The organism is Streptomyces sp. NPDC107521 (genome assembly GCF_055598485.1).
The window spans coordinates 26,459-39,697 of sequence record NZ_JBVKAT010000006.1 but is presented as its reverse complement, the minus strand read 5'-3'; the positions used below and the strand labels follow the sequence as shown (position 1 = coordinate 39,697).

At 72.7% G+C, this 13,239-nt stretch carries 12 protein-coding genes; 6 read left to right on the top strand and 6 right to left on the bottom strand.

Going from position 1 to position 13,239, the window contains the following annotated elements:
- Positions 1 to 8: 8 nt before the first annotated feature.
- Together ACZ7LB_RS11425 and ACZ7LB_RS11420 are read left to right on the top strand one after the other, a co-directional pair.
- On the top strand, positions 9 to 587 hold the full coding sequence (locus ACZ7LB_RS11425) for a hypothetical protein (RefSeq protein WP_471467239.1): 579 nt from the start codon (positions 9 to 11) through the stop codon (positions 585 to 587).
- An 8-nt stretch (positions 588 to 595) separates the two neighbouring features.
- Entirely contained in the window at positions 596 to 1,222 is a 627-nt protein-coding gene (locus ACZ7LB_RS11420; protein ID WP_471467237.1) for an OmpA family protein, read from the top strand.
- An 84-nt stretch (positions 1,223 to 1,306) separates the two neighbouring features.
- On the opposite strand, the gene ACZ7LB_RS11415 is transcribed toward ACZ7LB_RS11420, so the two are convergent.
- Positions 1,307 to 1,774, bottom strand: a complete 468-nt coding sequence (locus tag ACZ7LB_RS11415; protein ID WP_471467235.1) for a DUF192 domain-containing protein — start codon at positions 1,772 to 1,774, stop codon at positions 1,307 to 1,309.
- Positions 1,775 to 3,147: 1,373 nt separating this feature from the next.
- Here ACZ7LB_RS11415 and ACZ7LB_RS11410 point away from each other — a divergent pair.
- The 3 genes from ACZ7LB_RS11410 (at position 3,148) to ACZ7LB_RS11400 (ending at position 7,230) form a co-directional block, all read left to right on the top strand.
- Positions 3,148 to 4,473 carry a PhoH family protein gene (locus ACZ7LB_RS11410; RefSeq protein WP_471467234.1) on the top strand — a complete coding sequence of 442 codons (1,326 nt, stop codon included), beginning with the start codon at positions 3,148 to 3,150 and terminating at the stop codon, positions 4,471 to 4,473.
- 460 nt (positions 4,474 to 4,933) lie between these two features.
- The gene (locus ACZ7LB_RS11405) at positions 4,934 to 5,656 is read left to right on the top strand and encodes an aggregation-promoting factor C-terminal-like domain-containing protein (protein WP_471467232.1); all 723 of its coding nucleotides are present in this window, start codon (positions 4,934 to 4,936) and stop codon (positions 5,654 to 5,656) included.
- Between the two features lie 158 nt (positions 5,657 to 5,814).
- Positions 5,815 to 7,230 carry an AI-2E family transporter gene (locus ACZ7LB_RS11400; protein WP_471467230.1) on the top strand — a complete coding sequence of 472 codons (1,416 nt, stop codon included), beginning with the start codon at positions 5,815 to 5,817 and terminating at the stop codon, positions 7,228 to 7,230.
- Positions 7,231 to 7,416: 186 nt separating this feature from the next.
- Here ACZ7LB_RS11400 and ACZ7LB_RS11395 read toward each other — a convergent pair whose 3' ends face one another.
- Positions 7,417 to 7,953, bottom strand: coding sequence for an alkyl hydroperoxide reductase (locus ACZ7LB_RS11395; RefSeq protein WP_471467228.1), 537 nt, complete (start codon positions 7,951 to 7,953; stop codon positions 7,417 to 7,419).
- 6 nt (positions 7,954 to 7,959) lie between these two features.
- A complete protein-coding gene (locus ACZ7LB_RS11390) occupies positions 7,960 to 8,514 on the bottom strand; it encodes a peroxiredoxin (protein WP_471467227.1) in 555 nt (184 codons plus the stop codon).
- Between the two features lie 132 nt (positions 8,515 to 8,646).
- On the opposite strand from ACZ7LB_RS11390, the gene ACZ7LB_RS11385 reads away from it, so the two are divergent.
- On the top strand, positions 8,647 to 9,585 hold the full coding sequence (locus tag ACZ7LB_RS11385; protein ID WP_471467225.1) for a LysR substrate-binding domain-containing protein: 939 nt from the start codon (positions 8,647 to 8,649) through the stop codon (positions 9,583 to 9,585).
- Positions 9,586 to 9,652: 67 nt separating this feature from the next.
- On the opposite strand, the gene ACZ7LB_RS11380 is transcribed toward ACZ7LB_RS11385, so the two are convergent.
- The 3 genes from ACZ7LB_RS11380 to ACZ7LB_RS11370 are packed head-to-tail and all read right to left on the bottom strand — an operon-like array spanning position 9,653 to position 13,202.
- Positions 9,653 to 11,995 (bottom strand): ABC transporter permease, encoded by a 2,343-nt coding sequence (locus ACZ7LB_RS11380; RefSeq protein WP_471467223.1) that lies wholly within the window; start codon positions 11,993 to 11,995, stop codon positions 9,653 to 9,655.
- Positions 11,992 to 12,681 carry an ABC transporter ATP-binding protein gene (locus ACZ7LB_RS11375; RefSeq protein WP_471467221.1) on the bottom strand — a complete coding sequence of 230 codons (690 nt, stop codon included), beginning with the start codon at positions 12,679 to 12,681 and terminating at the stop codon, positions 11,992 to 11,994. The genes ACZ7LB_RS11380 and ACZ7LB_RS11375 overlap by 4 nt, the downstream gene beginning before the upstream one ends.
- Positions 12,678 to 13,202 (bottom strand): PadR family transcriptional regulator, encoded by a 525-nt coding sequence (locus tag ACZ7LB_RS11370; protein ID WP_471467219.1) that lies wholly within the window; start codon positions 13,200 to 13,202, stop codon positions 12,678 to 12,680. Before ACZ7LB_RS11370 ends, ACZ7LB_RS11375 begins: the two co-directional genes overlap by 4 nt.
- Positions 13,203 to 13,239: the final 37 nt, after the last annotated feature.

The window sequence follows — 13,239 nt, the reverse complement described above, 5'->3', positions numbered from 1 at the left end:
TCCAGGACATGAGCGATCGGTTCACGACGAAGGCACGGAGAAGGACGCTCGCTCTTGCCGTGGCGACCGGCCTGGCCCTCGCCGTTTCCGGCTGCGGTGGCGGCGGCAGCGACGAGAAGCCCAGGGCCGCCGCGTCCACGCCGGTGGAGGAAGGGGCGGGACCGAGAGTCCAGGAGGGGCAGTCGGAGGGGCCCGTGGCCGAGCTGAGGGGGCCGAACGGACTCATGCTGCGGATCACCTCCGCCGAGCGGGACTCCGGCGGTTTCATCACCGTGAACGGCGAACTGAAGAACGACGGGTCGAAGCTCGCGGCGATCCCCTCCGCGATGAGCGGGAACGAAGTCGAGATCATCAAGAACGGCCGGTCGCTCGGCGGGGCCACCCTGGTGGATTCCAGGAACAAGAAGCGCTACTACGTACTCCGGGACACGGACGGACGGCCTCTGACGACGGCGGGCTTCTCCACCATCAGGGCCGGGGACATCCTTCCCGTGTTCATGCAGTTCCCGGCACCGCCGCCGGACGTCAGGGAAGTGGCCTTCCAGATGCCGACGTTCGCCAGCGTGACGATCACGATCTCCGGGTGAGGCTCCCCATGACCAGATCCCGCCGCATCGCCCCGGTCCTCGCCGCCGCCGGTCTGCTGCTCGCCGCCCACCTCGTCGGCGCCACCGCCGCACGGGCCGACGACGATCCCGACACGCCGCCCGGCGCCGGGGCCTCGCCCTCCGCCCCCGTGGACGTCGACCCCAACGACCCGGACCTGAGACTCTCCGAGGGGGCCACCCTCGCGCGGGCGAAGGTGCTGGACATCAAGTCCGTCGTGGAGGAGCAGAGCGGCGACGAACGCCGCGAGGACACCAACACCCAGGTGACCCTCGCCCTCCAGGCCGAGGTGCTGTTCGGCAGGGACAGCGCGACCCTCGGCGCCGAGTCGCGGTCCCGCATCCGGGGCATCGCCGAGGAGATCCGGACGCAGAACGCCACCAAGGTCCGTGTCTTCGGCTTCACCGACGACCTCGGGTCCGCCGCCCACGGCGACGTCCTCTCCAAGCGGCGCGCCAACGCCGTCCAGGAGGTCCTGGCCCAGGTGCTCGACAACGCCGGTGTCGTCTACGAGGTCCGCGGCTACGGCGAGCAGTACCCCATCGCGGACAACTCGACCGAGGCCGGCCGCAAGAAGAACCGCCGCGTGGAGGTCTCCTTCCCCCGCTCACGCTGACCGGCGGCGCACGCCGACCGCTCGCGCGCCCCGACCGGCCGGTCCGGCGGGCCCGCCCCGAGCCTCACCGGTCCGCACCCGACGTCACCGGTCCGCCTCGACCACCACCCGCACCCCCTTCCGCACCCCCCACCGAGACATCGCCCCGGCCTCGGCCTCCAGCACATGACGTGCCCGGAGCCGGGGCAGGCCCATCCGGCCGGGCCGCATGGTGACCACGGCGAGGACCCGCATCCGCCGGTCCAGGAAGGCGACGTCGACGGGCATCCGCATCCGGAACGTGTGCACCCCTCCGGCGGGCGTCAGCAGCATCGCCCCCTCCAGCGAGTCCCGTCCCAACAGGCCTCTGGTCCGGGCCCGGTACGAGGCGGCCACCTCCAACGGCACCCGCACGCCCCCGCCGTTCCCCCCGCCCCCGCCCCCGCCCCCGCCCCGGTCCCCAGCGTCACCACTCCCGGTGTCCCCTGTATCCCCTATGTCCCCGGTGTCCGCCCCGCCGTCCCCGCCGGTCACCACCAGCGTCCCCGTCCCGTCGCGCCAACGTCGGCCCACACCGGGCCCCTTCCCCTCGACGACCGTCCCACCGGGAACGTATCCCCCGCGGGGGAGCGCCCCACCCCCGCACGCGGACTGGCCCCTCTCCTGGGCATGAACCCCGCCCCGGATAGGGGCGCCACGGGGAGGAGGACGTGAACGCGCGCCCCGGGAGGCGTTCACCGTCCACCGGGCGCCCGGATTGCCCCGTTCCGCCGGTGATTCACCGTCCGGGTTTCCACATCGTTATGGGGCGATGGGCCGTACGGGTCGCGTGCGGTCGGCCCGGTCGCGTAAGTTCGGACCAAGGTAATTCGCGCCAGCAAAGCTGCGCGGGCGGGTACCGCGCGGTGGAGGGGGCCGCGCGGTGCCCGGTCAACCTTCGGCCATGTGGGGGATCACCCGGTCGGAGGACGCGAGCACGGGATCGCACGGCCGCGAGCCGGCGCCCCGCGCGTACCGGGCGCACCCCGGCGGGCACCTCGTGCGTACCGGGGCGCACCCCGGCCGGCCGCCGACACGCCCCGGACCGCGGATCATCCGTTCGGCCGCCCCGCCCTCCGGAATCCGTCCCGCCGCCGCTGTGACATGCGGGGGAACGAGGGACTCCGGACCGCTCCCGGTGTCGCCGGACGGTTCCGGAGAGTAGCGGGGCGCGCCGATGCGCGCGACGGCACTTACGAAGGGTTATGGTGGAACCCCCCCCTCGGGCCGGTCCGTATCCCCCCCCACGGACCGGCCCGTTTTTTCCTGCCCCGGCACACACCGGCACACACCGGCACCCCGCCTCCCGGAGGCGCCCGCTCCCGCCCGTCTGTGCCCCCGGGGCCCCGTGCCCCCCGCACCCGCGCACGCTCGCGCCCGGCCGCGGGGCCCGGCGTCGCCCCCCGGCAGCCGTCGCTCCCCTATATAGGGGCCCGTCACAGCGGCCCGCGCGACCGCTCTCCGGACCCCCGCGCGACCGCCGCCCCGGGCGGCCACCGCCCCCTCGATTCCGGCCACCGCCCCACCCCCTCTCCCCGGCCACCCCCGCCCCGCCCCACCGCGTCGCGCCCCCGCGTCCTCCCCCGACGCCGCCTCCGTAACCAGGAGTTCACCGGTGCGCCCTCCCGCCCCGTGGCATGGCGGCGGTCGTTACAGGGAATAAGCCAAGCAGGTCGACGCCCGAACCACGGGTGTCGGATCCTCAGCGGGCGGCGCGGAGCCGTCCGCCCGGGAGGCCCTTTGCATCAGCCCGACCGTGCGGTCACGGCACGGAAGAAGACGCGGAGGGCCGGTCCTCGGCCCGCGCCGGTGCATCGCGGCCGCCGACCGGTCGACTCGTTCCGGTCATCCCGGCCCAGCGTCCACTCCGTCGCTCCCCGACCTCTTCCGAGGGGGTACGTCCTTCCGTGGTGACCAGCGCGAAGCGCCACATGCCAGATCGGCGCACCTATGTTCTCGACACCAGCGTCCTGCTGGCCGACCCCAACGCCCTGAGCCGCTTCGACGAGCACGAGGTCGTGCTCCCCATCGTCGTGGTGACGGAGCTGGAGGCCAAACGGCACCATCCCGAGCTCGGCTACTTCGCCCGGCAGGCGCTCCGCCTGCTCGACGAGTTCCGCGTCCGGCACGGCCGCCTCGACGCCCCCATCCCCATCGGGGACCTCGGCGGCACCCTGCGGGTCGAGCTGAACCACTCGGACCCCGGTGTGCTGCCCAGCGGCTACCGCCTGGGGGACAACGACTCCCGCATCCTCGCCGTAGCCCGCAATCTCCAGGCCGAGGGGTTCGACGTCACCGTCGTGTCGAAGGACCTCCCGCTCCGGATCAAGGCGTCGTCCGTCGGTCTCCTCGCCGAGGAGTACCGCGCCGAGCTGGCCATCACGGACTCCTCCGGCTGGACGGGCATGTCCGAGCTGACGCTGCCCGGCGAGCAGGTGGACATCCTCTTCGAGGAGGGGCACGTCTTCGTCCCCGAGGCGGCCGGGCTGCCCGTGCACACCGGGCTGACCATCCAGTCGGAGCGCGGCAAGGCCCTCGGCCGGGTCACGCCCGACGGCGGGGTGCGGCTGGTGCGCGGCGACCGGGACGCGTTCGGGATCAAGGGGCGCAGCGCCGAGCAGCGGATCGCCCTCGACCTGCTGCTCGACCCGGACGTCGGAATCGTCTCCCTGGGCGGCCGGGCCGGCACCGGCAAGTCCGCGCTGGCCCTGTGCGCCGGACTGGAGGCCGTGCTGGAGCGCAGGCAGCACCGCAAGGTGATGGTCTTCCGCCCGCTGTACGCGGTGGGCGGGCAGGAGCTGGGCTATCTGCCGGGCTCCGAGGCGGAGAAGATGAGCCCCTGGGCGCAGGCGGTCTTCGACACCCTGTCCGCGGTCACCAGCCGCGAGGTCATCGAGGAGGTCACCGCCCGCGGGATGCTGGAGGTCCTGCCGCTCACCCACATCCGCGGCCGTTCCCTGCACGACGCGTTCGTCATCGTCGACGAGGCCCAGTCGCTCGAACGCAACGTGCTGCTGACGGTGCTCTCCCGGATCGGCGCCAACTCCCGGGTGGTCCTCACCCACGACGTGGCGCAGCGGGACAACCTCCGGGTCGGGCGCTACGACGGCGTGGTCGCCGTCGTGGAGAAACTGAAGGGGCATCCGCTCTTCGCCCACATGACCCTGACCCGGTCCGAAAGGTCCCAGATCGCCGCACTGGTGACGGAAATGCTGGAGGACACCCACATCTGACGGGTACGGAGGGGTTCGTGGACTCCGGCCCGTCACGGGCCGGTCACCGAACCGGGGCGCCGTCCGGAAAGGCGAAGAGCCTATCCGGGCGGCGCCGCCGTGCGCCGGGTTTCCGTCGAAACCGCTGGGCCGAACGGGATGTGAGCTTTCCCACGCAACACAGAATTGCCTCGCCGCGCGGGTTGCGGCAGAGTCTCATTCCTGTCAGGCCCCGCATACGACACCCTTCGCCCCCAGGGGCGCCTCCCCGGTCCTCGGACGGCGGGAGACACGGCACCACCGCAGCACCGTCCAACTCCATAGCAGCGTCGTATGCCGCCCGGGCATCACGCGGCGCTCCCCGTCGGGGAGTTGTCCACCGGGCCCGTGCCTCCCGTGACCAGAGTGGGGGAGGCCAGTGCCAGGGGCACGAACGCGTCCGCGAGGGTCACCGGAGCGGGCGTCGCTGGAAGGAAACCGTGTGAGCCGGATCTCGGTCCGGGGATTCGCAGTGGCTTCGGCCACCGCGGTCACCGCTGTCGGAAGCGTCGTCGGTGTTGCCTCGGGCAGCACCGGGCAGAGCCACGACGCGGAAGCGACGGCAGCAGGCACGACGCTGCTCGCGGACCTCCCCGTGGGGCAGCAGGCCCAGGTGCAGACCGCGTCCCTGACGCAGCAGGCCAGTGTTCAGGCCATCGCCGCGGACGCAGGTGCCAAGAAGGACGCCGAGGAGGCCGCCCGCAAGGCCGCCGCCGAGACCGCCGTCGCCAAGAAGGAGCGTGCGGAGAAGGCGCAGAAGGCCGCCGAGGAGGCCAAGAAGCGGGCCGAGGAGGAAGCGGCCGCCAGCCGCGCCGCCCAGCGCGAGGCCGCCTCCACCAGCGCCCCCGCCGTCGGCGCCGTCCAGGGCTCCTACAGCATCGGCCAGATCCAGTCGCTGGCCCGCAGCATGGTGCCCAGCGGCCAGTGGCAGTGCTTCAGCAACATCGTGAACCACGAGTCGAGCTGGAACTACCGGGCCGTCAACCCGTCGTCCGGCGCCTACGGCCTCTTCCAGGCCCTGCCCGGTTCCAAGATGTCCTCCGTGGGCTCGGACTGGCAGACCAACCCGGTCACCCAGATCAAGTGGGGCCTCAACTACATGAACGGCCGCTACGGCAGCCCCTGCGGGGCGTGGAGCTTCTGGCAGGCCAACCAGTGGTACTGAGCCGTTAGCGACCGGCGGTCCTCCGCCCCCGGCGCTCAACCGCGCGCGGCCCCTCACCGTCCTGTCGGTGAGGGGCTTTCGCATGCCCCCCCGTGTACCGTCGGACCGGTACGGCTCCAGGGGGAGTGGTGGGGAGAGTCGGGGGAAGAGGACGGAACATGTCGCGAGTGCCAGGATGGCTGGGCCGAGTGGGTTCCGGACTGACCCGGCTCGGCAACCGGCTCGACCAGCGCCGGGCCGAGGCGGAGTGGGACGACGATCCGCACCGTCCCGTCGGCGGCCTCGCCGACGCCGGCCCGGAGCCCGCGCGCGACGCGGACGCGGGCGTCCCGCCGGAACACGGGCGGCCCGACGAACCAGGGCACACCGGCGCCGTCGCGGCACCCGCCCGTCCCGATCCGGCGCAGGCCGTGCCCTGGGGCGTGCGGGTCGCGGCCGAGGCCGGGTGGCGGCTGCTGGTCCTCGCCGGCACCGTGTGGGTGCTGATGCGGGTCATCAGCGCGGTGCGGCTGGTGGTGCTGGCCTTCGTGGTCGCCCTGCTGATCACGGCGCTGCTCCAGCCGACCGTGGCGCGGCTGCGGCGTCGCGGGGTCCCGCGCGCCCTCGCCACCGCGCTGACCGCGATCCTCGGGTTCGTGGTGATGGGGCTGATCGGCTGGTTCGTGACCTGGCAGGTCATGGAGAACATCGACGACCTCTCCTCGCAGATCCAGAGCGGCATCGACGAGTTGCGCAAGTGGCTGCTGAACAGCCCGCTGCACGTCACCGACAAGCAGATCAACGAGATCGCCAAGAGCCTGCGCGAGGCGGTCGGCGCCAACAGCGACCAGATAACGTCCGCCGGACTGGAGGGCGTCACGGTCGTCGTCGAGGCGCTGACCGGCATCCTGCTGGCGGTCTTCTCGACGCTCTTCCTGCTCTACGACGGCAAGCGCATCTGGGAGTGGGCGCTGAAGCTGGTGCCGGCGGCGGCCCGGCCCGGTGTGGCCGGCGCCGGCCCGCGCGCCTGGCGGACGCTGACGGCGTATGTGCGCGGCACCGTGATCGTCGCGCTGATCGACGCCATCTTCATCGGTCTCGGCATCTACTTCCTGCATGTGCCGATGGCCGTGCCGCTGGCCGTGTTCATCTTCCTGTTCGCCTTCATCCCGCTGGTCGGCGCCGTGATGTCGGGGGCGCTGGCGGTCGTCGTGGCGCTGGTGACCCAGGGCGTCTTCGCGGCGGTGATGACCCTCGTCGTGGTCCTGCTGGTGCAGCAGATCGAGGGCCACATCCTGCAGCCGTTCATCCTGGGCCGCGCGGTGCGGGTCCACCCGCTGGCGGTGGTGCTGTCGGTGGCGGCCGGCGGCATGGTGGCCGGCATCGGCGGCGCGGTGGTCGCGGTCCCGCTGGTCGCGGTGGCCAACACCGTCGTGGGCTATCTGCGGGCCTACTCCCGGGAGTCGGCGGTGCGTCAGGCCCCGAGGCCCCGGGACGCCACCGCGACGGACGTCCCGCCCGCGGCGGGGCCGCGCCCGCCCGAGGACCCGCCCCCGCCCGAGGACTCGCCCCGGGCCGGGGCGCCCGCCCGCTAGCCGGCCGGGCGCCGCTCGCACGGCGTGGGCGCCGCCCACCCGACCCGGGCCTCCCGCACCCGACCCGGGCCTCCCGCGCACAACGGGCCCCGCGCACAACGGGCCCCGCGCACAGGGACGGGCCCCGCCCACCGGTTCGGTGGACGGGGCCCGTGCCGTGTTCCGCCTCGCGCGGGACCGGCGGTACTACTGGGCGGCGAGGACCGCCTCGGCGTCCAGCGTGGCGCCGACGGCCTCGACCACGGCGGCGATCTTGAACGCCTCCTGGATCGTGTCGCGGTCCATGCCGGCCTTGCGGAGCACCTGCTCGTGCGAGTCCAGGCACATGCCGCAGCCGTTGACGGCGGAGACCGCGAAGGACCACAGCTCGAAGTCGACCTTGTCGACGCCGGGGTTGCCGATCACGTTCATCCGCAGTCCGGCGCGCAGGGTGCCGTACTCGTGGTCCGACAGCAGGTGCCGGGTGCGGTAGAAGACGTTGTTCATCGCCATGATCGCGGCGGCGGCCTTGGCGGCCGTGTACGCCTCGGGCGACAGGTTCGCCTTCGCCTCCGGCTCCAGCTCGCGCAGCACGATCGGGGAGCGCGAGGCGATCGCGGTCGCCAGCACGGTGCCCCAGAGCTGCTGGGCCGGGAGGTCGGAGTTGCCGATGACCGAGCCCAGGTTGAGCTTCAGGTCCTTGGCGTAGTCCGGTATGGCGGACTTCAGGGAGTCGAGGGACATGTCAGTTCACTCCCCGGAGAGCAGCGCGACCGGGTCGAGGGTCTCGTCGCCCTTGCTCCAGTTGCACGGGCAGAGCTCGTCGGTCTGCAGGGCGTCCAGCACCCGCAGGACCTCCTTCGGGTTCCGGCCGACGGAACCGGCGGTCACCATGGTGAACTGGATCTCGTTGTTCTGGTCCACGATGAAGACGGCGCGCTGCGCGAAGCCGTCCTCGCCCTCGATGCCCAGCGCGCGCATCAGCTCGTGCCTGGAGTCGGCCATCATCGGGAAGGGCAGGTCGGTGAGGTCCGGGTGGTCCTTGCGCCAGGCGTGGTGGACGAACTCGGAGTCACCGGAGAAGCCGAGGACCTGGGCGTCGCGGTCGGCGAACTCGTCGTTCAGCTTGCCGAACGCCGCGATCTCGGTCGGGCACACGAAGGTGAAGTCCTTGGGCCAGGCGAAGACGACCTTCCACTTGCCCTCGTAGGTCTTGTGGTCGATCTGCTCGAACTCCTTGCCCTTCTCCAGCGAGACGCAGGCGGTCAGATCGAACTCGGGGAACTTGTCACCGACAGTGAGCACGCGCACTCCTTGCAGCAGGGAGACATCCGTTTTGCAGTGTTTCCCGTGGGTTGGACACTGTTGATGTTGGCACAGGGTGCATTGATTACGGAAATAGCTACACTCGGTCGTGTTGATCGGAGGTGGCTATCAATGTCCAGTAAGAAACGGCAGCCCAGTCTCTCCCAGCTGCGGGCCTTCGCGGCGGTCGCGGAACATCTTCACTTCCGCGACGCCGCCGCCGCGATCGGGATGAGCCAGCCGGCCCTCTCGGGCGCCGTCTCGGCGCTGGAGGAGGCACTCGGTGTCACCCTGTTGGAGCGTACGACGCGCAAGGTGCTGCTCTCCCCGGCGGGGGCCCGGATCGCGGTGCGGGCCAAGGCGGTGCTCGCCGAGGTCGGCTCGCTGATGGAGGAGGCGGAGGCGGTGCGGGCGCCGTTCACCGGCCCGCTGCGGCTCGGGGTGATCCCCACGGTGGCCCCCTATCTGCTGCCCACCGTGCTGCGGCTGACGCACGACCGGTACCCGGACCTCGACCCCCAGGTGCACGAGGAGCAGACCGCGAGCCTGCTGGACGGACTGGCGACCGGCCGCCTCGACCTGCTGCTCCTGGCGGTGCCGCTCGGGGCGCCCGGGGTCGTCGAACTGCCCCTGTTCGACGAGGACTTCGTGCTCGTCACCCCGACGGGCCACCCGCTCGGCGGCCGGGACGGCATCGACCGCTCGGTGCTGCGCGAACTGCCGCTGCTGCTGCTCGACGAGGGTCACTGCCTGCGCGACCAGGCCCTGGACATCTGCCGCGAGGCGGGCCGCGCGAACATCCCGGCCACGACCACCGCGGCCGGGCTGTCGACCCTGGTGCAGCTGGTGGCCGGCGGCCTCGGGGTGACCCTGCTGCCGCGCACCGCGGTCCGGGTGGAGGTGTCCCACTCCGGACGGCTCCGCACCGGCTCCTTCGCCGCCCCGGCCCCCACCCGCCGCATCGCCCTCGCCATGCGCACGGGCGCGGCCCGCTCCGCGGAGTACGAGCAGCTGGCCGACGCCCTGCGCGAGGCGATGCGGGACCTCCCGGTCCGCCTGGCCGACGTCTGACGCGGGACGCCGCCGCGGCCCGGGACACCACCCGGGCCGCGGCGGCGGCACCCTCCTCGGACGGCCGCTACTCCGTGCGCAGCCCCTCCGGGCGCATCAGGCGCAGCAGCGGCGGCATGCTGAGCAGGGTGACCAGCAGCACCACCCCGGCCCCGATCCCGGTCATGGCCCCGATCCCGGCCCAGTCGACGTGCACCGGGGTGCTCGTCATCTTCAGCAGGACCACCCCCAGCGTCATCCCCACGACGACCGCCAGCAGCAGGCCCAGCACGATCGGGACGGCCGTCTGCCAGAGCACCGACAGGCTCAGGGTGCGGCGCCGGGTGCCGAAGGCGACCAGCGCCGACAGCAGCTTGCGGCGCTCGCGCAACTGCTCCAGCTGCGAGACCAGCAGGCTCGCCCCGATCAGGCCCAGCACGCACGCCGCCCCGACGAACAGCCCGGTGCGGATGGCGTCGAACCGGTTGGTGCGCTCGGTGGCCGCCCAGAGGATCGGATGCGACAGCGGGTCGATCGCCATGGCCGTGTTCCGCGCCCTGTCCCGCACGTCCGGCGCGCTCTCGTCCAGCTTCAGGTAGAGGTGCCCGGTCAGCCCCGGCTCCAGCGCCTTCGGCGCGGCCTTCGGCGTGATCAGGAAGCCGCCCCGGTCGATGCCCATGAGCAGGCCGCTCTTCGGCGTCGCCTCCTTGAGGCCGGCCGGCACCGGCCAGGCGATCTCCCTGCCCTCGTCCCCCTCCGCGTACGACGGGTCCAGGTACATGGCGGGGGTCCTGCGGGCCAGCTCCATGACGTCGAGCTGCCCGTCGTACTGGGCCCCGCGCACGACGAACACGTCGCCGTCGCGGCAGGAGGGGAGCCGCGCGACCTCGCGCAGCGCCGCGCACCCGCCCACGGTCAGGGACGTGCCCTCGTCCGGGTCGACGGCCTTGTCGCCGGCGTAGCCCTCGGAGTAGGCGACGACGGCGTCGACGCCCGGGGTGCTCCGGAACCGCTCCCGGGCCCCGTCGAGGGCCGCGTTGTCCCGCAGCGTCACCTCCATCTGGGCCAGGGCGGGGTCCTTCCCCGTGGACCTGGTGTAGAAGCTGTCGACCCCGGCGAAGAGCATCTGCAGCGCGATCGCCCCCGCGACGGCCACCGCGATGCCGTTGACCATCCGGGCCGCCGAGCCGCTGCTCAACTGGAGCCTGCGCACGGCGAGCTGCCAGGAGACCGGGCCCGAGCCCAGCCGGGCCACGACCGTCTCCACGATCCACGGCAGCAGCGCGGTCACGCCGACCAGCAGCAGGACCACCCCGCCGGTCACCATGTACTGGTTGAACTCCCCGTTGTCCCGGCCGTAGCCGATCATCGGGAAGAGCAGCCCCAGACCCCCCAGCGGCAGCAGCAGCCGCCACCACAGCCGGCGCCGGGCGGGCCGGGCGGTGCGCACCACGCCGAGCGGTTCGATGGCCACCCCGCGCAGCGCGAACAGCGTCACCAGTACCGCGGTCGCCGGCACCGCCACCGCCACCGCCAGGGCGAGCAGCGGGGAGGGGTTGAGATAGCTCGGGAACACGCTGATGTCGAACACCTCCGCGTGGCCAGCGAGTTGCCGTCCGATCAGGAAGAACACGGCACCGAGCAGCAGCCCGAGGACCGCGCCCGCCAGCGCCTCACCGGCGGCGATGCGCCGGGTCATGCGGCTGTCGGAGCCCACCAGCCGCAGCGCCGCGAGCCGCCGGTCGCGCCGCTCGCCGCCGAACCGCACGGCCGCCGCGATGAACACCGTCACCGGCATCAGCAGCACCACGAAGACGACCAGGATCAGCAGCAGGAGGACCGGATCGGACCGCTCGCTGTCCGGGCCGGGTTCGCCGAAGCGGTCGATGCGGGTGATCCGCCCGCCGTCGATCTCCTGCGCGAGCCCGGTGGCGCCCCGGACGAAGGCGAGCTCCTGCGAGCCGATGAGTCCGGGTTCCCCGATGGTGCCGACGATCCGGTCCGGCAGCCGTTCGCGCAGCAGTGCGCCCTGGTCCGACTCCAGCAGCTTCCGCAGCGCCGGGGAGACCACCATCTCGCCCTTGGCCGGGAACTTCGCCACGCCCGGGGGCAGCGGGGCCTCGGGCCCCTCCACCTCCATGGCGCGGCCCCGGACGCTGGAGTCGCGGAAGTCCGTGTCGACGTTGGCGACGACCAGGGTGTCCTTCCCGCGCTCCAGGTCGTTGGCCGTGTAGGTGATGTCGGTGCGGGCGGCCTCGCGCTGGTGCCGCACGTCGAGCGCGGTCGGCAGGGCCGTGGTCAGCAGCAGCAGGGCCACGCCGAGCCCGACGCCGACGGCGGTCAGCAGCGCCCGGGTCCAGCCCTCGCGCCCTCCGGTGAGGGTGAAGCGGACGCCGAGGGCCAGGTCCGCGGCCCACTGGCGGAGCTTCATACGGCACGCTCCATGTCGCGGGAGCGGCCGTCCCGCACGACGATCTCGCGGTCGGAGTACGCGGCCACCCGGGCCTCGTGCGTGACCAGGACGACGGCGGCGTTGGTGGACCGGGCCGCGTCGGTGAGCAGCTCCATCACCCGCTCGCCGTTGAGGGAGTCCAGGGCGCCGGTCGGCTCGTCGGCGAAGAGCACCCGGGGGGAGGTGACCAGGGACCGGGCCACGGCGACCCGCTGGCCCTGGCCGCCGGAGACCTCGCCGGGGCGCTTGCCGCGCAGGTCGTCGACCTCCAGGCGCTCCATCCAGCCGAGGGCGGTGCGCTCGGCCTGCTTGCGGGGGGTGCCGTTCAGCCGCAGTGGCAGGGCGACGTTCTCGACGCAGGTCAGCTCCGGAACGAGCTGGCCGAACTGGAAGACGAAGCCGAACTCGCTGCGCCGCAGGGCGCTGCGCTCGGCGTCGCCCATGGCGGACAGCTCGCGCCCGTCGTACAGGATGGTGCCGGAGTCGGGCGGCACGATGCCGGCGAGGCAGTGCAGCAGGGTCGACTTGCCGGAGCCGGAGGGCCCCATCACGGCGACGACCTCGCCGGGGTGGATGGAGAACTCGGCGCCGTCGAGGGCGAGGGTCGGGCCGTAGGCCTTGCGGAGCCCGTCGGCCGAGAGCAGGGAACCGGGCGGAGGGGTCACTTGGTCACCACCTCGCGGAGGCGGTCGAGGCGGGCCGCGGTGAGCTCCAGCCAGCGCAGGTCGGCCTCCAGGTGGAAGAGGGCGTGGTCGCAGATGAGCTGGTCGGCGAGATCGCCGCCGCGCTTGCGGTCGGTGAGGATGCGCATGCTCCGCAGGTGCTCCGAGCGCTGGGTGTCGAGGATGTCGGCGGCGTCGCGGCCGGTGAGGAGCGCGAGGACGACCTTGGTGTAGAGGGTCGACTGGAGGTACGGCTCGGGCTTCTCGGGTGTGCAGAGCCACTGCTGGACGTCGGTGACCCCGGCGTCGGTGACGGCGTACCGCTTGCGCTCGGGACCGCCGCCCGCCTCTATGCCGTCGACCACGACGAGGCCGTTCTTCAGCAGGCGGGACATCGTCGAGTAGACCTGGCCGTAGTGCAGCGGCCGGTCGTGACCGAACTTCTCGTCGAAGGCGCGCTTGAGGTCGTAGCCGTGGCGCGGACCGGACTCCAGGAGTCCCAGGAGGGTGTGACCGATGGACATGCGAGCACTCTACACAGCGGGTATACGCACGATGTAT